Raw genomic sequence first — 20,817 nt, 5'->3', positions numbered from 1 at the left:
GGTTTAGTTTGCTACTGCCCACCCGCAAGGCCATTTTGGCGCCATGCTTCATACACAACAATCGCCACAGTATTTGATAAATTCAAGCTCCGGCTGCTATCTTGCATCGACAGACGCATACGATTTTCTGCTGGTATGGAGTCTCTTACTTCATCCGTAATACCTTTAGTCTCGGAGCCAAATACAAAGTAATCCTCTGGGGAGTATTTGCCCTCATGAAACTTTCCTGAGCCCTTGGTGGTTAATGCAAAGAGATGTTGAGAATCAGGTTGTTCATCTTTTAAAAACTGGACCCAATTTTTGTGGACTTTCACTCTTGCAAACTCGTGATAGTCCAAACCGGCTCTGCGCAGCTTCGCATCTTCCATCGGAAAACCGAGAGGCTCAATTAAATGTAGCTTAGCCCCTGTATTGGCGCATAGGCGAATGATGTTGCCTGTATTGGGCGGAATTTCTGGTTCGAATAAAACAATATTAAACATGTGACACTCTTTAAATTGGTCGCATCGCCCTGAGTAACACCCAATTGATTACGCGAGATACGCCATTGTCCTTCAGAATGCGCGCAATTTCATTAAGCGTTGCGCCACTGGTCATTACATCGTCAAAAATAATAATGGTCTTATTTTGCAGCTTCTCAATGGAATTCGGATCCACATAAAACATTCCTTGAATGGCTAGATGGCGATTGCTTAGCGTGCTTCCTGCTTGGCGCTCAAAATAATGATGACGCCGGAGTACGTAGGGTGATTTTTGAATATATTTTCCGCAGCGTATCCGTTTAGCAATTTCCCAGCTTTGATTAAAGCCACGCTGCGCTAACTTTTGAATGCTGAGTGGAACTGGTAGCAAATAATCTGCGGAAATATCTTGCTGCTCTGGGTCGATAAGTAGGTTCCATGTGTTGCCAAGAGCATTGGCAAATGCAATACGTTTTTGGTACTTCAAATCATGTAGCGGTTTTTGTAACAATCCATCATAGCGATCTAAACAGTAGGTTTCATCAAAATGAGGCTGATTAGTTTGACACGGAGCGCAACGCTGTTGAACCAATTCAGAGGCCTGAAGTGCAATGCCACATTGGTAGCAACATTGATAGTTAAACAAAGCGTCATTTTTTAATGAGATGAGACACTTATTGCAAATTGAGAATTTTTGAAACTTCTGACAAGTAATGCATGCGGTTGGCAAAAGATGCTCGCAAATGGTTTGAAAAATGTTCTCTGGAAATCGCATGGGGCGCTGAGTATACTGAGCCTATGACCCAGCCCATCAGATGGTTACAGGATGAAATTGCAGATCGTATGCTGCAAAAATTAGACATTGTTAAGCTCGATGTAAAAGATATCTTGGTCGTGCCAGATTTTGCTGGCAAACATTTAGGCATGCTTGCTCAGCGTTTCCCAAAAGCGCGTACTTTTAGCATTACCGAAGCAGGTGTTTCGGGTTTGCAAATGTGGCGCGCTAAAGCGCTGAGTAATTGGCGATCTTTATTTGCCAGTAATGCCAGTCCTTTGGAAGACTTCACCTCATCTGGAAGATTTGATATTCCAGATAATTCTGTTGATTTAGTTTTTAGCGATCTTTTGTTACAGGATTTACCCGACCCGAAACATTTCCTTCAGGAGTGTTGGCGCGTCCTGCGCGAAGGCGGTTTAATTACATTTAGTTATTTAGGGCCAGACACTGGAAAAGAGTTGCGCTCGCTGGAGCTTTCTGGGTTAAAGCACAAGAGCTTATTGAGTCCTTGGGATATGCACGATATGGGTGATGCATTACTGGGGGAGCGCTTTTCTGACCCGGTAATGGATATGGAGTATTTAACCCTGGACTATGAGATGCCCGAGCTATTGCTTGCAGATGTTAGCGCTCTGAAATTGACGCATACGAACCCTCTTGAACTTCCTCAAATGCATGTTTTGCCACAAAAACTGACATTAGAGGTGGTTTATGGGCACGCTTGGGCTCTCGGAAAGCACCTCGCAAAGGCGAGGGACAACGTCGCCTACATTGATCTAAATCAAATTGGGCGCAAGACTAGGTCAGATTCTGCTTAAGTGTAAGCGCTTACTATCATTTAAACCTTCACCAAGATTGGATCAAGCTGGGTTAACCCTGTTTGTTGTTGCGCCTAATTAACCCTATAATCACGGCAGTAAGTATTAGCTTCAGATCGTTTTTTGGGCATTCTGTGGCATTTTTGCTGCTTTGCTCACGACAATAAACAGAGAATAAGATGAATTTATTTGGAAAAGTCACTAGGGCTTCGCTCTATTTCGCAGTAGCTTTTGGCACTGCTTTTGCTCATGCAGCAGAGAATATGCCTGGTGGCCCAGCTGTTAATCAGCTGAACTTTGCGCCTCCAGCTACCAAAATTATGCAAGAGATCCATTGGTTGCATTGGATGATGTTGGTAATTTGCGCATTGATTTTTGTGGGCGTTTTTGGAGTGATGTTTTATTCCATCTTGAAACACCGCAAATCATTAGGCCATAAATCAGCCTCTTTCCACGAGAGCACAACTGTTGAAATTATTTGGACAGTGATTCCATTGCTCATCGTGATCGGAATGGCATTGCCTGCAACAAAAACTGTTGTGGCAATGAAAGATACTACTAACTCTGATATCACTATTAAGACCACTGGTTATCAGTGGAAGTGGGGTTACGACTACATCAAAGGTGAGGGTGAAGGCATTAGCTTCTTATCAACCTTATCTACCCCCCGTGAAGCAATCAATAACTTGGCACCTAAATCAAATACCTATTTGATGGAAGTTGACAATGAAATGGTTGTTCCTGTTGGCAAAAAAATTCGCTTGATCACAACTGCTAATGACGTGATTCACGCATGGACTATTCCAGCGTTTGGCGTCAAGCAAGATGCGATCCCTGGTTTCGTACGCGACACTTGGTTCAGAGCCGACAAGATTGGTACATTCCGCGGTCAGTGCTCAGAGCTTTGTGGTGCTGAACATGCCTTTATGCCTATCGTTGTAAGAGTAGTTTCGCAAGAGGACTACACCAAGTGGGTAGAAGAGAAAAAGAAAGAAATGGGCGCTGGTGGCGATGATCCATCTAAGGTTTACACCTTGGATGAGCAAAAAGAACGTGGCGCTAAAGTGTATGCAGCGAACTGTGCAGCTTGCCATCAACCAAACGGTAAAGGCGCAGGCGCATTCCCAGCATTGGATGGCAGCAAAGTTGTTAACGGTCCTAAAGCAGGTCAGTACAACATTTTGTTGAACGGTAAAAATGCTATGCCGAAATGGGCTGGCGTAATTTCTGATGGCGATATCGCTGCCGTTATTACTTATACCCGTAATTCATGGGGTAATAAAACGGGTGAAGTAATTCAGACCCAAGAGATTATTACTGCGCGCGGCGGCAAGTAATTCAGATTAACAAATACAGATAAAACGAAACCGGAGTAATCCATGAGCACAGTCTCTACTACCCACGATCACGCACACGATCACGCGCATGATGATCACACGCCACACGGATGGCGTCGTTGGTTGTTCGCAACTAACCACAAAGACATCGGTACGATGTATTTGATCTTCTCATTTGTCAGCTTATTGGCTGGTGGTGTGATGGCCTTAGGAATTCGATTGGAATTATTCCAACCAGGCCTTCAGTTCTTCCGCCCTGAGTTCTTTAATCAGCTGACAACTATGCATGGACTGGTGATGGTGTTCGGCGCGATCATGCCGGCATTCGTTGGTTTTGCTAACTGGATGGTGCCTTTGCAAATTGGTGCGTCTGATATGGCATTTGCTCGTATGAACAACTTTAGCTTCTGGATTCTGCCAGTGGCTGCAACCTTGTTGTTGAGCTCATTCCTTGTCCCTGGCGGCGCTCCAGCAGGCGGTTGGACTATTTATGCTCCATTGACCTCACAAATGGGGCCTGGTATGGACATGGCTATTTTTGCCCTCCATTTATTGGGTGCTTCTTCCATCATGGGTTCGATCAACATCATCGTAACCATTTTGAATATGCGCGCTCCTGGCATGACTTTGATGAAGATGCCAATGTTCTGCTGGACTTGGTTGATTACTGCATATTTATTGATTGCTGTGATGCCTGTATTGGCTGGCGCAATTACGATGGTTCTTACTGATCGTCACTTTGGTACTTCTTTCTTCTCCGCTGTTGGCGGTGGTGACCCAATCATGTTCCAGCATATTTTCTGGTTCTTTGGTCACCCAGAGGTTTACATCATGATTCTTCCTGCATTCGGAATCGTCAGTGAAATCATCCCAACCTTCTCAAGAAAAACATTGTTTGGTTACAGCTCAATGGTTTATGCAACAGCATCTATTGCGATCTTGTCATTCATTGTTTGGGCTCACCATATGTTTGCAACTGGTATGCCAGTAACAGGTCAATTGTTCTTCATGTATGCAACGATGTTGATCGCTGTACCAACTGGCGTGAAGATCTTTAACTGGGTTGCAACAATGTGGAAAGGTTCAATGACCTTTGAAACTCCAATGTTGTGGGCTATCGGCTTCATCTTCGTATTTACGATGGGTGGCTTTACCGGTTTGATTCTAGCCATGGCGCCAATTGATATTGGGGTGCAAGATACTTACTATGTTGTAGCTCACTTCCACTATGTGTTGGTAGCAGGCTCATTGTTTGCAATGTTTGCTGGCTTCTACTACTGGTGCCCTAAGTGGACAGGTTATATGGCTAATGAAACTCGCGGCAAGATCCATTTCTGGACTTCCATGATTTTCTTTAATATCACTTTCTTCCCAATGCACTTCTTGGGCTTAGCAGGTATGCCACGTCGCTACGCTGACTACCCAACCCAGTTTGCTGATTTCAATATGGTTGCTTCAATCGGCGCATTGGGCTTTGGCCTGTCGCAGGTCTATTTCTTGTTCTTCGTTGTGCTTCCTGCATATCGCGGTCAAGGTGAAAAAGCACCGATGAAGCCATGGGATGGAGCAAAAGGTCTTGAGTGGACAGTACCTTCACCAGCGCCACATCACACTTTTGAAACTCCACCTAGTGCCGAGCAAATGCGTGAAGCAGGAATTTAAGCCTTCAGAGAAGCAAGCCCTTGCTGCGAATAATCGCAGGATGGGCTTTATTCTTTTGACTGTCGTAGTGACATTTTTTATTGGTATTGTGATTAAACGGAGTATGTTGGGTTAATCCTGCGATGACGATGGTTTCAACTCAATCACTGAATCGCCAAATTTTATTAAAGCTCTTAATTGCAGCGGTAATGATGTTTGGCTTTGGTTACGCTTTAGTTCCGATGTACAAGGCCTTGTGTGAGGTCACTGGAATTAATGTGGTGACAAGTAAGAATGATTATGGTGTCAGAGCCTTTAGCCCTAACAAGGTAGGCAATACCCAGGTTAACTATGCTCGTACAGTGACCATTGAGTTTGATTCGAATAGTCGTGGTCCGTTTACATTTAAGCCGGTGAAGAATTTTTTAGAAGTGCATCCGGGTGAAATGACTGAGATTGTTTATGAAGTCACCAATAATCTTGGGCGGACTGTGCGTGCACAGGCAATACCAAGTTATGCGCCAAAGAGTGCAACAGAGTTTTTTACGAAATTAGAGTGTTTTTGTTTTCAGGAACAAACACTAGCAGCAAATGAAACAAAAAAGATGCCGGTAGTCTTTGTGATTGATGCAGGTTTGCCGGATGATGTAAAAACAATTACTTTGTCATATACCTTCTTTGAGTTGGGCTTGGGTGGTACACCACCGGCTCCTAAATCGAAAGTGGTTTCATGAAAAAGAAAAGTAGTTTTATGCAGTCTATGAAAGCCGTGATGTGGGGCTTTTTGGGTGTGCGTAAGAAAGCAGGTTTGCAGGAAGATGTTGCTTCATTAAGTTTTGTGCACATTATCATTGCAGGAGTTATTGGCGCCTTGATTTTTATGGGCGTCCTTCTGTTGATAGTGAAAGTAGTTGTGTCCCATTGATTATTTTTTGATTGAATAGAGAGAATAAGATGTCATCCAATTCAACCCCATACTATTTCGTCCCTGGACTATCTAGACATCCAGCAATGGCCGCATTTGGCTTAATTGCTTTTGCCTTTGGTATTTCTGGGTGGGTAAATCATGCGTCTTGGGGTGGCCCCTTGACCCTTGCAGGTGTGGCATGGGTTCTGTATGTGCTTTATAACTGGTTCGGCGACACGATTGCAGAGTCCAATGCTGGTAAGAATGGTGTCAACGTAGACATTTCTTATCGCTGGTCGATGGCCTGGTTCATCTTCTCTGAAATCATGTTCTTCGGCGCTTTCTTTGCGGCCCTCTTCTATGCGCGCAATATAGCAATGCCTTGGATGGGTGATGTTGAGAGCAAATTGATTTGGCCTAATTTCCAGGCTGTTTGGCCAAATGATGGCCCTGCTGGTTTGGTTGAGAAATTTACAACCATGGGTCCTTGGCCAATTCCAACCATTAATACATTGTTGCTGTTGAGCTCTGGTGTGACGATTACTATTGCTCACCATGCATTAGTAGAAAATCATATGAAAAAAGCTATCATTGGCTTGGCTGCAACTGTAGGCTTGGGTGCGGTCTTCTTGGGTTTCCAGGTTTATGAGTACTACCATGCGTACCATGCTTTGAACTTGAAGCTGACTTCAGGTATCTATGGCTCTACATTCTTCATGTTGACTGGCTTCCATGGCTTCCACGTGTTCCTTGGTGGCACCATGTTGGCGATTGTGTTGCGTCGTATGATTCGTGGCGACTTTACTTCTAAGCATCATTTTGCATTTGAGGGCGCTGCTTGGTACTGGCACTTCGTTGACGTAGTCTGGCTAGGACTTTACATCGCTGTTTACTGGATGTAATTCAATAAAAATCGGGGCTTAAAGCCCCGATTTGTTTTTAAGTGCTCGTTTATGGGTGCACTTTTTAATTGGTGCCTACTTTAATTCCGGTAGCTTCAATCAGGCCAAAATAGTGGGCCAGGAGAATTCCCAGAAACAAGGCGATAGACAAGCCAATACGCAGCATGAGCGAGTGAACCATTCGCGAGCTATTGCCCCTATCTTTCATCATGTAATACAAGGCTGATCCTAAGCTAAAAACAATCATTAGTAGGACAATCGGAATAAGCCACTTCATCTCAAATCCTTATTTTTAAATCTCTTGAATAGTCTTTTTACTGCCCTCATTGCTAAGCGCATAGTTGCTACTGTATCAGCCTTGCTGGTCGTTGCTATCGGCTGCAGCGCTGGTATTTGGCAGCTAAGCAGGGCCGAGACCAAAATTGCTTTGGCAGCCAATTTACTGGCTAGGCAAAAGATGCCTATCTTGAGCGCAAATGCAGGTCCTTTGACCTTAGAAGAGGCAAGTGAGCGCCGCATGATTGCTCGTGGACAATATATTCCAGAGTCAGCTATTTGGTTGGATAACCGACCAAGACCTATTCCTCCAGGCGGTAGCACTACAGCGCAGTCTGGTTTTTACCTCATGATGCCCTTAAGGCTTGAGGGGAAGGATGGGATTCTTTGGGTAAACCGAGGTTGGGCACCTCGCAATAACGAAAATCGTGAGACTTTACCGCCCGTGCAAACACCAAATAAGGTGGTCAATATTGAAGGCATTGTATTTGCTCATCCTGGCAGGGTATTTGAGTTGGGTAGTAAAAAGATCGCCGAAGCTGTCAGCGGACCAAGGATCGAGCAAAACTTTGATTTAACGGCTGAAGGTAAGCTGCATAGTTGGAATCAAGCCCCCTTTATTTTGCGTGAGGTAGAGGTTGGCACAGAGGATGGCTTGCTGCGTGATTGGGCGCCACTGACAAGCGGAGTCGATCGCCATTATGCTTATGCATTCCAGTGGTTTGCCTTAGCTTTTGCTGGATTTTTATTTTGGTTGGTAACTGGTCTGCGGCAATTTAAACGGCGGGGTTTTGTGAATGGGGATCAAGGGTGAGTGATAAAGAGTTATTAATTCCAGCGTCACAGATAGATACATCTGCTATTAATGCGCGCACGCGTCGCGGCCGCATTCAGATGCTGTTGTTATTGCTCGCTTGCGCCTCTCCGGTTATCGCCTCATATTTTGCCTATTACGTTATTAAGCCGGAGGGCGGTAAAACGAATTTGGGCACGCTCGTTTATCCAGCGCAAGAATTTAATGCCGCGTGGCTTGATGTGCCGGTCAAAGGCAAGTGGACTCTTTTAATTGCTCGTCCAGCAGGTGAGTGCCAAATTAAAGATGAGAAATGTATTGAGGCATTATTTCTGATGCGTCAAACAAGAGTGGCTATGGGTAGAGAAAGCGGACGCTTGCAACTGGTCTGGGTCAATACAGATGGCAAACTTGTTGATCCTGAAGTTACCAAGGTTTATGACGAGAAAGTAGCCGGCCTCAAGATAGTGGACCTGCCAGCGGATCTGAAGGCCAAGGCTGAATTTGAGGCTTGGCTAAACAAAGAAGGTGCCGGCCAACAGATTCAATTGATTGATCCGAGCCCAGCAAAGATGATGTATTTCCCTGTGACAAATTCTCCTAAAGAATTCTCGAGCATGAAGAAGGATCTCGAAAAACTCTTAAAGTTAAATCACAAGGGTGAGAATTTGTAATGCCAGGCGTGATTTTGTTTCTAGAGTTAGCGGCTATCGCATTGGTTTTTGCAGGCCTACCGCTACTTTATGTTTGGAGAAAGCCAGGCTATGACTATTTCCAAAAACTGAATTGGATATTGGTCTTCATGACTTTTGATCTGATTGTGTTTGGTGCGTTTACGCGCCTCACGGATTCCGGGTTAGGTTGTCCCGATTGGCCTGGATGCTATGGAACTTCCAATCCCTTTCATGCCCTTGGAGACATTCGGTACGCTGAAAGTGCTTGGCCTACAGGCCCTGTGACAGTCATAAAGGCTTGGATTGAGATGATTCACCGCTATTTAGCGATGACGGTGGGTGCATTGATTTTGGTACAAGTGGCTATTGCATTTACCAAGCTGAAATCTTTAGGCAAGAATCCCCTGCTTGGTAGCATTGGCTTGCTTTTATTGGTCTGTATTCAAGGTGCGTTTGGCGCTTGGACAGTCACCCTCAAGTTACAGCCGATTATCGTTACTATTCATTTGATGTTGGCTTTAGTCTTGCTTGCTTGTTTAACGGTCTATGCGCAGCAATCATGGGAGAGCAAGTCTTCTGCTGTTCGCTCAATTCGAATCCGACCACTGTCTGCACAACTTCTTTCTCTTTCTTTCATCGTTTTATTCGTTCAGATTTTCTTGGGCGCATGGGTAAGTACTAATTACGCCGTCTTGGCATGCCCAGACTTTCCGACTTGTTTGGGAAGCGCTTGGCCTGAGACCAATTGGATTGAGGGTTTTACTCTTTGGCGGCAATTGGGTCTAAATGCTCAGGGAGAATTTATCTCTCCAATCGCTCTGCAAACTATTCATTGGGCACATCGGCTATTTGCAATACTGGTATTGGGGGTGCTTGGTACTTTAGGGTTGAAGGCTCTGCAGCTTGCAACACCGGTCTTATCGAGCCTTAGTCAGGTGGCTAAGCTTTTGCTGGGCGTGCTTTCCTTGCAGGTAATTACTGGCATTTCTAATGTGGTGTTTCAGTGGCCCCTATTTGCTGCTTTATTGCACACTGCTGGGTCTGCCGCTTTGGTATTCTGTTTAGTCAGAATGAGTTATTGGGCATCTTGGAAGCCTTTCATTCAAAAGAAGATGGCATAAATATGAGTTCTCCTCAAGCAAACGCACCGGTAGCTATGCCACGTTGGCGTCAATATTGGGTTTTAACCAAACCAAGAGTGACTCAGCTTGCCGTTTTTTGTGCGGTCATTGGAATGTTCTTGGCAACACCTGGGATGGTTCCCTACCCAGTGCTCTTTGGCGGCATCGTCGGTATTTGGCTGTTAGCTGGCGCAGCATTTGCGGTGAACTGTTTAATTGAACAGGCTGTTGATGCAAAGATGAAGCGCACTGCTTGGCGCCCATCTGCTACAGGCGAAGTCACACCATTTCATATTATTGTTTTCTCAATTGTTCTGGGGTCGCTCGGAATGATTATTTTGTGGAATTTCTGCAATCCTTTAACGATGTGGCTAACACTTGCTACCTTTGTTGGGTATGCAGTAATTTATACGTGGCTACTAAAACCTGCCACACCCCAGAACATTGTGATTGGTGGTTTATCTGGTGCTATGCCACCAGCACTAGGTTGGGCAGCAGTAACCAACACGCTTTCTGCAGAGGCCTGGCTTTTGGTTTTGATTATTTTTGTGTGGACCCCTCCACATTTCTGGGCATTGGCTTTATATCGTCGTGATGACTATGCTCAATCGGGCTTACCGATGCTACCTGTAACGCACGGGGAGCGCTTTACGCTACTCAATATGGTGCTTTATACCTTGATATTAATTGCAGCTACTTTGCTGCCCTACATCTACGGGATGAGCGGTGTTGTCTATTTAGTAGCGGCAATTATTCTGGGTTTATTGTTCTTGGCTTATGTGGTTGCGCTATTTATTTCATATAGTGACGCTTTGGCCAAAAAGACCTTCCGCTTTTCCATTACCTATCTTTCTCTACTCTTTGCGGCACTCTTGATAGACCATTATTTCCTCTGAGATTAATATGAATTTTCTGCGCATTTGCTTTCTAGCAATTCTTTGTTTTGTATTGACTGCTTGCAGCCCAAAGCCAGAGTTTAAAAATATTGATATCACAGGCAGTACAGCCTTTGGTAAAGACTTTAGCTTGCTTGATCCCGATGGTAAGGTAAGGACCTTGGCGGACTTTAAGGGTAAGGTTGTGGTGATGTTCTTTGGTTACACCCAGTGTCCTGATATCTGCCCAACAACATTGACGGAGATGCAACAAGTCATGACCCTTCTTGGCCCTCAGTCAGATAAGGTGCAGGTACTTTTTGTCACGGTGGATCCAGAGCGCGATACTGCAGAGATTCTCAAGCAGTACGTTCCTGCATTTGATCCCCGTTTCCTGGGCTTGCGCCCCGCAGATGAAGCCGCCTTGGAGAAGGTGACTAAGGACTTTAAGATTTATTACAAGAAGGTGCCCGGGACTAAACCAGGCTCGTACACAATGGATCACACAGCAGGAAGCTACGCATTTGATCCCGATGGTCACTTACGTTTATATATTAAGCACGCTCAAGGCCCAGAGATCTTGGCGCATGACTTAAAGGAATTGCTGAAGTAAAAAGAGTAAGCAGTTTGTTGCTCGCGCTGCTTAGGCTGCCTGCAACAAGCCGCGCATCTTTTTGAGAGCGGCAGTTTCAATTTGGCGAACGCGTTCTGCTGAGATGCCATATTCACTAGCTAGATCATGCAATGTCTTTGTACCATTGCCTTCAGCATCCATCGCCAACCAACGAGATTGCACGATATTCCGGCTTCGCTCATCTAAGGCCATAAGCGCTTGGTCTAACTTAGGACCTTGAAGTGCATCTGCCTCAGCGCTGGCAATACGCGCGGTGGGTTCTTGAGAGCTATCTGCTAGCCATTGAATGGGGGCGTAAGCAGACTCATCATCACTATCATCACCTTCAAGTGCAACGTCTCCACCAGCAAGGCGCATTTCCATTTCTTTAACGTCAGAACCTTTGACATCAAGTGCTTTAGCTAGAGCGTCTATTTCACTTGGAGTAAGTGCACTCAAAGTAGGTTTGTTGCTACGTAAATTAAAGAACAGCTTACGTTGAGCTTTAGTTGTTGCAGTTTTTACTAGACGCCAATTCTTAAGAATGTATTCATGAATCTCTGCTTTGATCCAATGAATTGCATAAGACACTAAACGGGCACCATTGTTTGGATCATAGCGTTTCACGGCTTTCATCAAGCCAATATTGCCTTCTTGAATTAGGTCGGCATGCGGAATACCGTAACCAAGGTATTGACGAGCAACAGATACCACCAGGCGTAAATGTGAGAGCACTAAAGTTTTAGCGGCATCTACATTTTCTGTGCGGCGAAACTCCTGCGCAAGATGTAACTCTTCCGCAGCGCTGAGCATCGGTACGCGATTAACGTACGCAATGTATGAATCGAGTGTGCCAACCCCAAGAGTTGGCAGCATTGGAAATGCAGACGCCGCCGCAGTCTGCGCGACTGGCAGCGTTTGCAATTTCGGTTTGTCAGATTTCTTTTGAACCATTTTTCTTATAAATATGAGGTGTTAATAGACTTCTATTTTAGCACTCTTATCAAGAGAGTGCTAATGGATTTTAGGGTCTATAACCTATTGATTTAATTGAATAATTCAGAGGAATATTGCCTTGCCGTAAAGGGGACTAAATCATCAATCCCTTCACCCTTACCTAGAGCTAAAACAGCAGGTTTTGGACCATCTTGTAAGGTATGAGCTAGGGCGCAGATCACTCCACCCTTGGCAGTGCCATCCAGCTTGGTAACAATGATTCCAGTCAGGCCAAGAGCAGCATGAAAGGCCTTTACTTGGCTTAAGCCGTTTTGCCCTGTATTGCCATCTAAGACTAAAAGCGTGTGATGAGGTGCCCCTGGAAGTGCTTTACCAATGACGCGCTTTACCTTCTTGAGCTCTTCCATGAGATTGTCTTGGGTAGCAAGACGACCTGCGGTATCGATGATAAGGATGTCATTCTTGCGAGAGATGGCAGCATGGATCGCATCGTGCGCAACAGCAGCAGCATCACCACCTTCTTGGGTGATGACATCAACTTGATTGCGTCCACCCCATTCCTGCAGTTGGTTGCGAGCTGCAGCTCTGAAGGTGTCGCCAGCCGCCAAAAGCACCGATTTGCCTTGAGACTGAAAGAGTTGGCAGAGTTTCCCAATAGTCGTGGTCTTGCCGGCACCATTTACCCCTACAACCAACCATACCTCTGGGGTATTAGGCTTTTGGCTTGCAAACAGCGGGTTTGGCGACGGTTCAATAGCAGCCAGTAATGAGCCGACTTCTTGAATGAGGAGTGCTTGCAATTCTTCTGGGCTAGAGGCCTTCTCAGACTTTGCAGCCTTTCGGAGCTTGTTCATTAATTGTTCGGTCGTGGGTAGACCCACATCACTTTGAATGAGCGATTCTTCTAGAGTTTCAAACCAAGTCTCATCAACCTTGCTTGATTTGAAAAGGGATCCGAGGGTTTTACGTAAGCCGAACATAATCGATACAATTTAAACCTTGCATCTTATCAATTTAATTCTTGGGAAATGGTGATTTAGCAGATGCTTTCCAATTTACTCCGAATTTCCTTTCTATTCTTCGCATTTACTCAGCTTGCTTGGGCTGCCGGCCCTAGCTCAGGGGATACCCATGAATATCAGTTGAGTAATGGACTCAAATTGATTGTGAGGGAAGATCATCGCGCACCCACGGTAGCTCATATGGTTTGGTATCGAGCCGGCTCAATGGATGAAGTAAATGGTAAGACTGGGGTTGCGCATGTCCTTGAACACATGATGTTTAAAGGCACCGATAAAGTCAAGGCGGGCGAATTCTCCCGCTTAGTAGCCGCCGTTGGCGGGCGTGAAAATGCATTTACCTCGCGCGATTACACCGCTTACTTTCAGCAAATTGAAAAATCAAAACTAGAAGATGTCATTAAGCTAGAAGCAGATCGTATGTCTAACCTCAATTTTGATGATGCGGAGTTCTTAAAAGAAATTCAAGTCATCATTGAAGAGCGACGTTTACGAACAGAAGACAATCCAAGTAGTTTGCTCAATGAATCATTAATGGCAACTGCTTATATGAGTTCTCCATATCGCCACCCAGTCATTGGCTGGATGAATGATTTGCAGAATATGAAAGCATCAGATGCGCGAGATTGGTATCGCAGTTGGTATGCGCCAAATAACGCAACAGTAGTGATCACCGGCGATGTGGATGCAAAAATAGTTTTAGGCTTGGTAGAAAAATATTATGGCGTAGCCAGTGCTCATGAATTACCAGTTCGCAAGCCACAAATTGAGCCGCCCCAAAAAGGTATTAAGCAGACTCAGGTTAAGGCGCCGGCTGATAGTGCCCAACTGTCTATGGCTTGGAAGGTGCCCCGTTTAGAGCCTGGGAAGCTGGATGAGCCTGAGCCCTATGCGCTAGAGCTCCTGACGGCAGTGCTCGATGGCTATGACAATGCACGCTTAAATCGCGTCCTCGTTAAACAGGAAAAGGTAGTCAATGATGTTGGCGTGGGATACGACATGATCTCTCGTGGTCCTGAGCTATTTCTGATTGGTACAACGATGGCCAAGGGAAAAACAGTTGCGCAGGCTCAGGCAAGTATTCGCAAGGCGCTTGATGAATTGAAGCAAAAAGGAATTTTAGAGTCTGAGCTCAAGAGAATTAAGGTGCGCATTCTGTCTGAGCAAATCTATAAACGCGACTCTATTTTTGGTCAGGCAATGGAAATTGGCAGTACTGACATGGCGGGATTTTCTTGGAAAGACATTGATTACATGCTGGAGAAAATGCAAACTATTACGCCTGAGCAAGTTCAGGCGGTAGCAAAAAAATATCTGGTTGATGATGGCTTAACGATTGCCGTATTAGACCCGCAGGCTCGCCAAGCTGTGGGTAAGGAGGGTAAATAATGAATCTCATTATTAAGAGTATTTCATTCTGCCTCTTTGCTTTTAGCTTTCTTGGAAACGCACATGCCATTTTGCCTATCGAGAAGTTAGATTCTTATAAAGGCGCCAAAGCCTATTTGGTTCAAACTAAAGCCTTGCCTATGCTAGATATTGAGGTCAGCATTGATGCTGGCGATCTCTATGACCCTGCTGGTAAGAGCGGTCTTGCCGATATGGCAGCAGGCTTGATGAATTATGGGGTAAAGAGTAATAAAGGCATCCTCACTGAGGCGCAAATTGCTGATGAAATTGCGGACTTAGGTGCGAATATTGGCTTGTCAGTAGGTGGTGAGCGCGCCATCTTGCGTATTCGCAGCCTGAGTAGAGAGGATTTACGCGATAGAGCCGTACAGCTAGCTTCGGCTATGTTGAGTGCGCCTACCTATGATCCAAAAATTGTTGAGCGTGAGAAGCAAAGGACAATTACTAGTTTGCTAGAGGCAGAAACAAAACCCGAGTTTGTTCTCGAGCGTCGTTTTAAAAAAGCAGTCTACGGCAACTATCCTTTAGCCAACCTGCCAACAGTGAAATCTATTGGCGCTGTAAATGCAAATGATTTACGAGAATTCCATCGACAGTTTTACCGTAGTGATCGCATGATTGTCAGTATTGTTGGTGATGTTGACCGCGCTCAAGCAAATGAAATAGTCCAGACTTTGTTAAAGCAGATTCCCCAATCAGGCCAAGCTATTGCGAAACTCCCTGAACTTGAGCCCTCTCCTATAGAGCCTTTGGTGCAGAGGGAAATTTACATTCCATTCGATTCACAACAAGCGCATATTGCGATGGGGATGACAGCGGTAGCCCGCAACAACCCTGATTACTTCCCTTTGCTCGTTGGCAACTACATTTTGGGTGGCGGCGGTTTTGTGTCTCGTTTGATGTCTGAGGTGCGAGAGAAGCGCGGCCTTGCCTATAGCGTGTTTAGTTACTTTGCACCCGGAAAAGAAAACGGTATTTTTCAGGCGGGCTTGCAAACCAAGAGTGACCAAGCTACGCTGGCTTTAGAGGTAATGAGCACAACGATCTCTCAATTTATCGCCGATGGGCCCACTCCGCCTGAACTGGTTGCTGCTAAAGCAAATCTAGTGAATGGTTATCCACTACGTATTGATAACAACCGCAAGTTACTGGATAACGTATCTTCAATCGCATGGAATGACTTGCCTCTGGATACGATGGACATATGGACTAAGCAAGTTGAGGCGGTTACTTTAGAGCAGGTAAATGCTGCATTCAAAAAATACCTTGCGATGGATCGCATGAAGATTGTTGTACTGGGAGCAAAAAAATAAATAAACCCATCAAGAATCTAAAAGCTGAGCTACCAAAGAAGGTTCGGATCATTGGCGGTAACTGGAGAAGTCGGTTATTAACCGTTCTGGATCTTCCCGGATTAAGGCCTACAACCGATCGTATCCGTGAAACTTTGTTTAATTGGTTGGGACAGGATTTAACGGGTTTGCGTTGCTTAGATCTTTTTGCGGGTACCGGCGCCTTAGGATTTGAAGCTGCCTCAAGGGGCGCCATCTTAGTAGTGTTGCTTGAGAAGGATAAAAAGGCTTGTGCAAATTTAAGTACTAATTTTTCTGCATTACAGTCATCTCCAGCCGCTGGGCAAGTAGAAATCTTGCAGCGAGATAGCCTTGAATTTTTGAAACAGCAGGCCGACCACTCTAGTAATTTAATTTTTATTGATCCTCCATTTCAGGATTCAAGCCTATTAGATCGTGCGGTAATTGAGGCTGGCAGGGTATGCGATGACTCCTCAGGCGGCGGTATTTATGTGGAATTTCCCTCTAGCCGCCTCCGTGAGGAGGTAGAAGCCCTACTGCCGGACTGGCATTGTGGAAAGTACTTAGAGGCCGGTCAAGTAAAAGCCTGTCTATTTCGGAGTGGAAGGGGCTAAACTCTTGCCTGTAGCCGATAAAGCCTTAGGAACGTTATGACAGTTGCTGTATACCCTGGAACATTTGATCCATTTACTCGTGGCCATGAGGATTTGGTGCGTCGCGCATCGAGCATTTTCAAAGAGTTGATTGTGGGCGTTGCGGATAGTCGTAGTAAGCGCCCATTCTTTAGTTTGGAAGAGCGCATTGATATTGCGAAGGAAGTGCTTGGTCACTACCCCAATGTGAAAGTCGTTGGCTTTACTGGTTTATTAAAAGATTTCGCACGTGAGCATAATGCGCGCGTGATTGTCCGCGGTTTGCGTGCGGTCTCCGATTTTGAATATGAGTTTCAAATGGCTGGCATGAACCGCTACTTGCTTCCGGATGTTGAAACTTTGTTCTTGACCCCATCCGATCAATATCAATTTATTTCTGGCACCTTTGTGCGTGAGATTGCTTCGATGGGTGGCGATGTAAGTAAATTTGTTTTTCCATCAGTGGAAAAATGGCTAGTCAAGAAAATTGCTTCTGGCACTCAGAATAAAGAGTGAGATTGGTAAGTAAACCATGGCTTTAATGATCACGGACGAATGCATCAACTGCGATGTGTGCGAACCGGAATGTCCGAATGATGCAATCTACATGGGTCTGGAGATTTATGAAATCAACCCTGATAAATGTACTGAATGCGTAGGTCACTATGATGCACCCCAGTGTCGCCAGGTATGCCCAGTGGACTGCATTCCATTTAATCCAGAGCACACTGAAACCCAAGACCAATTGATGGTGAAGTTCAAGCTTTTAACTGCCAATAAAAAGACTAAAACGGCTTAACTGAGCAGCTTAGTTCAGTACTTAGCCCTTGGAGTGCAGCTCCATCATGGCGGTTTGGGTGTCACCTTTTAAAAAGAGCGGCAATATTTGCAAGCCATTTTCAATGCTGGCATCGATGAGTTTTTGCTCGGCTAATTGTGGTCTACGTAATACGTAATCAGCAACATCCATAGGACGCCCATCACCCGCCAAATCTCTTGGGTGGCCAATGCCTAAACGTAAACGCCAATAATCAGGCGTACTTAAATGGGCTTGAATATCTTTTAGGCCATTATGGCCACCAGTACCGCCACCGAGTTTCAAGCGCGCAGTACCCGGCTTGAGATCAAGCTCATCTTGCACTACCAAAATATCTGCAGGAACTATTTTATGAAACCGGCACAGTGCTCCAACGGATTGCCCGCTGAGGTTCATGTAGGTGCTGGGCTTTAGTAAATAAAGATCTTCACCCTCCCATTTGGCTTTAGCCACTTTGCCATGAAAGCGCTTTTCAGATTCAAAGCGAGCGTTTAATTGTTTTGCTAGGGTGTCAATAAACCAGAAGCCAGCATTGTGCCGATCTGCTTCGTGTTCGTCTCCAGGGTTGCCTAGGCCAACAATTAATTTAGTCATGCTGAGAGTGTAAAGATATAACAGTATTTCGCCAAAAAGAATTCGAGCTTGAAGGGGCGGAAAAAAGAAAGCCCGCTTGCGCGGGCCTTCTTACAAAAGCGATTAAGCTAAATAATTAAGCTTTATCCTTTGCTGCATCGGCCGCAGGAGCTGCCGCAGCTGGTGCCGCAGGAGCTGCTTCAGTATCAGCAGATTTAACGGCAGGAATACGGGCGTTAGCAAGAACTGGGTTCTCTTGCTCAACATGCAATACCAAAGAAACGCCTTTTGGCAATGCAAGGTCTTTAGCGTGAATGCCATGACCAACTTCAATCTTAGACAAGTCCACCTCAATGAACTCTGGCAAGTCTGCTGGTAAGCATGAAACTTCGAGTTCAGTAAGGATGTGGCTAATAACAGCACCTTGCAATTTCACAGCAGCTGATGTGTCAGCATTTGTGAAGTGCAATGGAACGCGCATGTGAACTTTCTCAGTCGCGGATACGCGCTGGAAGTCAATGTGCAATACCAATGGCTTAAATGGATGCATTTGGTAATCGCGCAACAACACTTTTTGTGTCTTGCCATCAATTTCCAAATCCAAAATGGATGAGTGGAATGCTTCCTTGCGGAGAGCATGGAACAACGCGTTATGGTCTAGTTCGATGACCGAAACTGGATCTTTACTACCGTAAACGATTCCCGGAGTTTTTCCGGAATTGCGCAGACGGCGGCTCGCACCCGTTCCCTGTACGCTTCTTTCAAAGGCTACTACTTTCATGATTAATTCCCTAGTTAAGGTTAATTTCCGTTCGCGACCAAACAGAAAAGCCTTCGATTATATCGTGGGAAAGGACTTTTTTGCCTAAAAAAGCCTAAAAACTGCCAAAAACCGGGGTAAAACGTTGATTTTTGGCTTATTCGGCAAACATCGACATCACTGAATCACCTTTGCTAATGCGGGAAAGGGTTTCAGCGAGGATGGGGGCAACGCTCAATTGGCGAATTTTAGATACTTTCATTGCCTCTGGAGTCAGGGGAATGGTGTCAGTAACAACGAGCTCATCCAATTCGGAGGCAGCAATACGGGCTACAGCACCGCCCGAGAGCACGGCATGAGTACAGTAGGCGGTAACGCCCTTAGCACCACGCTCCTTAAGCGCTTCAGCAGCTTTACAGAGGGTTCCGCCGGTATCGATGATGTCATCCATGATGACGCAATGGCGACCTTCTACTTCGCCAATAAGGTGCATTACTTCGGATACGTTTGCCTTAGGGCGGCGTTTATCAATAATCGCCAAATCAGTGCCCAATTGCTTAGCCATTGCACGGGCGCGTACTACGCCGCCAATGTCTGGAGACACAATGATTAGGTCTTTTTTGGTTTTCTGCGCTTCTAGGTCTGCCAAAAGAACTGGAGAGGCATAGATGTTGTCTACGGGAATATCGAAGAAGCCCTGAATTTGATCGGCATGCAGGTCCATAGTTAAAACGCGCTCGATACCTGCAACTGACTGAAGCATATTGGCCACAATGCGAGCAGAAATGGCAACGCGCGCAGAACGCGGGCGGCGGTCTTGACGGGCATAACCGAAGTAAGGAATCACTGCGGTTATGCGACTTGCAGAAGCTCGTTTCAGTGCATCAATCATGATCATGAGTTCCATCAAGCTGTCGTTTGTAGGCGCGCAGGTTGATTGGATAACTACGACATTCTTGCCGCGGACGTTTTCTTGAATTTCTACTTGAATCTCACCATCAGAGAAACGGCCAACAAAGGCTTTTCCCATTGGGAGCTTAAGTTCTTTGGCTACGGCCTCAGCCAAAACGGGATTTGCGTTGCCTGTAAAAAGAGTCAATAAATCTGCGTTTGTGGAGGACATAGTCTTAAGGGTTTGGTGGGGTCAAAAGGTTATCTTTATCGTTTCTACAGTCTTTGGCAGGGGAAGAAGGATTCGAACCTTCGCATGCTGGAATCAAAATCCAGTGCCTTAACCAGCTTGGCGATTCCCCTACAGGTCAATCTGAAGAAGTCAAATTGTAAGCGGGATTTTTATTTAGCCCCCGAACAACTCGACCTACCCACCCTTTAGGAAGATTTTGTAGAAGATTTTCTAGTGTTGCGGTGTCAGTCTTAGGGTCTAAGACTGCAAAAACGCTACTTCCAGAACCAGACATTCGGGGCTGTGAGCCCGGTACTGCCTGGGTAATCCAATCCAAAGCTTGCTTCACTTCTGGGCAAATCCGCAGCGCTATTGCCTGACAGTCATTTGACTGAAATGACAAGGGCGATGCAAGAAAGCCATCAATTGTAATCTGAGCATGATCTCGGGTCAATTCGGGGTCTTGAAAAATTCTAGCGGTTGCAATGCCCTGATTCGGGAATATGACCAAAAATTCAGGAATATGGAGGGAAATCGCCTGAATTTTCTCGCCAATACCTTCAACAAATGCATTTTGGCCAAAAATGAAAAATGGGACATCAGACCCAAGCTTTAATCCCAGGGCACAAAGAGTTTCTTTGGGGAGATTGAGATTCCAGAGCGAGTTAAGACCAATCAATGTTGTGGCTGCATCAGAGGATCCACCCCCCATGCCCGCGCCCATTGGGATTTCTTTTTGAAGATTAATTTCAACACCAGCTTCAATCTTGCAAAAATCTTTTAAAAGATTTGCTGCGCGAACAACTAAATCTTGTTCGGGTGGAACTCCAGGGATTGGATTAATTCGGCGCACTTCATTTTCAGAAATTCTTTTTAAATGGATTGTGTCGCACCAATCAATGAGTTGAAAGACCGATTGCAGGAGGTGATATCCATCTTCTCTACGTCCGATGATATGCAAAAAAAGATTGAGCTTTGCTGGCGAACGAAGGGTTAATTGATCAGGGTTCACCATTG

The 20,817-nt window shown here is 45.4% G+C and carries 26 protein-coding genes and 1 tRNA gene; 17 read left to right on the top strand and 10 right to left on the bottom strand.

Going from position 1 to position 20,817, the window contains the following annotated elements:
* Positions 1-11: 11 nt before the first annotated feature.
* A complete protein-coding gene (trmL, locus tag ICN33_RS03595) occupies positions 12-482 on the bottom strand; it encodes a tRNA (uridine(34)/cytosine(34)/5-carboxymethylaminomethyluridine(34)-2'-O)-methyltransferase TrmL (RefSeq protein ID WP_216194627.1) in 471 nt (156 codons plus the stop codon).
* A 10-nt stretch (positions 483-492) separates the two neighbouring features.
* Positions 493-1,107 carry a ComF family protein gene (locus tag ICN33_RS03590; RefSeq protein WP_255530628.1) on the bottom strand — a complete coding sequence of 205 codons (615 nt, stop codon included), beginning with the start codon at positions 1,105-1,107 and terminating at the stop codon, positions 493-495.
* A gap of 152 nt (positions 1,108-1,259) precedes the next feature.
* Here ICN33_RS03590 and ICN33_RS03585 point away from each other — a divergent pair, with 152 nt between their 5' ends.
* The 7 genes from ICN33_RS03585 (at position 1,260) to ICN33_RS03555 (ending at position 6,844) form a co-directional block, all read left to right on the top strand.
* Entirely contained in the window at positions 1,260-2,057 is a 798-nt protein-coding gene (locus ICN33_RS03585) for a class I SAM-dependent methyltransferase (protein ID WP_255530627.1), read from the top strand.
* Between the two features lie 179 nt (positions 2,058-2,236).
* Entirely contained in the window at positions 2,237-3,394 is a 1,158-nt protein-coding gene (coxB, locus tag ICN33_RS03580) for a cytochrome c oxidase subunit II (RefSeq protein WP_216194623.1), read from the top strand.
* A 42-nt stretch (positions 3,395-3,436) separates the two neighbouring features.
* On the top strand, positions 3,437-5,056 hold the full coding sequence (gene ctaD, locus ICN33_RS03575) for a cytochrome c oxidase subunit I (protein WP_216194622.1): 1,620 nt from the start codon (positions 3,437-3,439) through the stop codon (positions 5,054-5,056).
* Positions 4,956-5,171 carry a cytochrome oxidase small assembly protein gene (locus tag ICN33_RS10465; RefSeq protein WP_370623216.1) on the top strand — a complete coding sequence of 72 codons (216 nt, stop codon included), beginning with the start codon at positions 4,956-4,958 and terminating at the stop codon, positions 5,169-5,171. The genes ctaD and ICN33_RS10465 overlap by 101 nt, the downstream gene beginning before the upstream one ends.
* Positions 5,172-5,184: 13 nt before the next feature.
* Positions 5,185-5,769: a cytochrome c oxidase assembly protein gene (locus ICN33_RS03565; RefSeq protein WP_216196534.1), complete on the top strand. Its 585-nt coding sequence runs from the start codon at positions 5,185-5,187 to the stop codon at positions 5,767-5,769.
* Between the two features lie 17 nt (positions 5,770-5,786).
* Positions 5,787-5,960, top strand: a complete 174-nt coding sequence (locus ICN33_RS03560) for a DUF2970 domain-containing protein (RefSeq protein WP_370623215.1) — start codon at positions 5,787-5,789, stop codon at positions 5,958-5,960.
* Positions 5,961-5,989: 29 nt separating this feature from the next.
* The gene (locus ICN33_RS03555) at positions 5,990-6,844 is read left to right on the top strand and encodes a cytochrome c oxidase subunit 3 (RefSeq protein WP_216194616.1); all 855 of its coding nucleotides are present in this window, start codon (positions 5,990-5,992) and stop codon (positions 6,842-6,844) included.
* A gap of 64 nt (positions 6,845-6,908) precedes the next feature.
* Here ICN33_RS03555 and ICN33_RS03550 read toward each other — a convergent pair whose 3' ends face one another.
* Positions 6,909-7,121 (bottom strand): twin transmembrane helix small protein, encoded by a 213-nt coding sequence (locus tag ICN33_RS03550; RefSeq protein ID WP_128112804.1) that lies wholly within the window; start codon positions 7,119-7,121, stop codon positions 6,909-6,911.
* A gap of 24 nt (positions 7,122-7,145) precedes the next feature.
* On the opposite strand from ICN33_RS03550, the gene ICN33_RS03545 reads away from it, so the two are divergent.
* The 5 genes from ICN33_RS03545 to ICN33_RS03525 are packed head-to-tail and all read left to right on the top strand — an operon-like array spanning position 7,146 to position 11,196.
* Positions 7,146-7,934, top strand: a complete 789-nt coding sequence (locus tag ICN33_RS03545; protein ID WP_255530626.1) for an SURF1 family protein — start codon at positions 7,146-7,148, stop codon at positions 7,932-7,934.
* Positions 7,931-8,587, top strand: coding sequence for a hypothetical protein (locus ICN33_RS03540; RefSeq protein WP_216194614.1), 657 nt, complete (start codon positions 7,931-7,933; stop codon positions 8,585-8,587). Before ICN33_RS03545 ends, ICN33_RS03540 begins: the two co-directional genes overlap by 4 nt.
* Positions 8,587-9,708 carry a heme A synthase gene (locus tag ICN33_RS03535; RefSeq protein WP_255530625.1) on the top strand — a complete coding sequence of 374 codons (1,122 nt, stop codon included), beginning with the start codon at positions 8,587-8,589 and terminating at the stop codon, positions 9,706-9,708. Before ICN33_RS03540 ends, ICN33_RS03535 begins: the two co-directional genes overlap by 1 nt.
* A 2-nt stretch (positions 9,709-9,710) precedes the next feature.
* On the top strand, positions 9,711-10,604 hold the full coding sequence (gene cyoE, locus ICN33_RS03530) for a heme o synthase (protein WP_216194612.1): 894 nt from the start codon (positions 9,711-9,713) through the stop codon (positions 10,602-10,604).
* Between the two features lie 7 nt (positions 10,605-10,611).
* The gene (locus tag ICN33_RS03525; RefSeq protein WP_216194610.1) at positions 10,612-11,196 is read left to right on the top strand and encodes an SCO family protein; all 585 of its coding nucleotides are present in this window, start codon (positions 10,612-10,614) and stop codon (positions 11,194-11,196) included.
* Between the two features lie 30 nt (positions 11,197-11,226).
* Here ICN33_RS03525 and rpoH read toward each other — a convergent pair whose 3' ends face one another.
* On the bottom strand, positions 11,227-12,150 hold the full coding sequence (gene rpoH, locus ICN33_RS03520; RefSeq protein ID WP_216194608.1) for an RNA polymerase sigma factor RpoH: 924 nt from the start codon (positions 12,148-12,150) through the stop codon (positions 11,227-11,229).
* 92 nt (positions 12,151-12,242) lie between these two features.
* On the bottom strand, positions 12,243-13,133 hold the full coding sequence (ftsY, locus tag ICN33_RS03515) for a signal recognition particle-docking protein FtsY (RefSeq protein ID WP_216194606.1): 891 nt from the start codon (positions 13,131-13,133) through the stop codon (positions 12,243-12,245).
* A gap of 63 nt (positions 13,134-13,196) precedes the next feature.
* Between ftsY and ICN33_RS03510 the strand changes: the two genes are divergently transcribed.
* Genes ICN33_RS03510 through ICN33_RS03490 form a run of 5 tightly spaced genes read left to right on the top strand, consistent with a single transcriptional unit; the run spans position 13,197 to position 17,326 of the window.
* Positions 13,197-14,561, top strand: a complete 1,365-nt coding sequence (locus ICN33_RS03510; protein ID WP_216194604.1) for a pitrilysin family protein — start codon at positions 13,197-13,199, stop codon at positions 14,559-14,561.
* Entirely contained in the window at positions 14,561-15,895 is a 1,335-nt protein-coding gene (locus ICN33_RS03505) for a pitrilysin family protein (RefSeq protein WP_216194602.1), read from the top strand. The genes ICN33_RS03510 and ICN33_RS03505 overlap by 1 nt, the downstream gene beginning before the upstream one ends.
* Positions 15,892-16,509: a 16S rRNA (guanine(966)-N(2))-methyltransferase RsmD gene (gene rsmD, locus ICN33_RS03500; protein ID WP_370623248.1), complete on the top strand. Its 618-nt coding sequence runs from the start codon at positions 15,892-15,894 to the stop codon at positions 16,507-16,509. Before ICN33_RS03505 ends, rsmD begins: the two co-directional genes overlap by 4 nt.
* Positions 16,510-16,545: 36 nt before the next feature.
* Positions 16,546-17,043 (top strand): pantetheine-phosphate adenylyltransferase, encoded by a 498-nt coding sequence (coaD, locus tag ICN33_RS03495; RefSeq protein WP_216194600.1) that lies wholly within the window; start codon positions 16,546-16,548, stop codon positions 17,041-17,043.
* Positions 17,044-17,059: 16 nt separating this feature from the next.
* Positions 17,060-17,326, top strand: coding sequence for a YfhL family 4Fe-4S dicluster ferredoxin (locus ICN33_RS03490; protein ID WP_216194599.1), 267 nt, complete (start codon positions 17,060-17,062; stop codon positions 17,324-17,326).
* A gap of 21 nt (positions 17,327-17,347) precedes the next feature.
* Here the strand turns inward: ICN33_RS03490 and pth are convergent, their stop codons facing one another.
* From pth to ispE, 5 genes are all read right to left on the bottom strand, one after another.
* The gene (gene pth, locus ICN33_RS03485; protein ID WP_216194597.1) at positions 17,348-17,938 is read right to left on the bottom strand and encodes an aminoacyl-tRNA hydrolase; all 591 of its coding nucleotides are present in this window, start codon (positions 17,936-17,938) and stop codon (positions 17,348-17,350) included.
* 115 nt (positions 17,939-18,053) lie between these two features.
* The gene (locus ICN33_RS03480) at positions 18,054-18,698 is read right to left on the bottom strand and encodes a 50S ribosomal protein L25/general stress protein Ctc (protein WP_216194595.1); all 645 of its coding nucleotides are present in this window, start codon (positions 18,696-18,698) and stop codon (positions 18,054-18,056) included.
* A 136-nt stretch (positions 18,699-18,834) separates the two neighbouring features.
* Positions 18,835-19,800 carry a ribose-phosphate pyrophosphokinase gene (locus tag ICN33_RS03475; protein WP_216194593.1) on the bottom strand — a complete coding sequence of 322 codons (966 nt, stop codon included), beginning with the start codon at positions 19,798-19,800 and terminating at the stop codon, positions 18,835-18,837.
* Between the two features lie 54 nt (positions 19,801-19,854).
* Positions 19,855-19,931, bottom strand: a tRNA-Gln gene (locus ICN33_RS03470).
* Between the two features lie 5 nt (positions 19,932-19,936).
* Positions 19,937-20,815: a 4-(cytidine 5'-diphospho)-2-C-methyl-D-erythritol kinase gene (ispE, locus tag ICN33_RS03465; protein ID WP_216194591.1), complete on the bottom strand. Its 879-nt coding sequence runs from the start codon at positions 20,813-20,815 to the stop codon at positions 19,937-19,939.
* Between the last annotated feature and the right edge of the window lie 2 nt (positions 20,816-20,817).

The sequence above is a fragment of the Polynucleobacter sp. UB-Tiil-W10 genome, from assembly GCF_018881605.1.
Lineage (GTDB): Bacteria > Pseudomonadota > Gammaproteobacteria > Burkholderiales > Burkholderiaceae > Polynucleobacter.
This window is presented reverse-complemented; position numbering and strand designations above follow the sequence as displayed.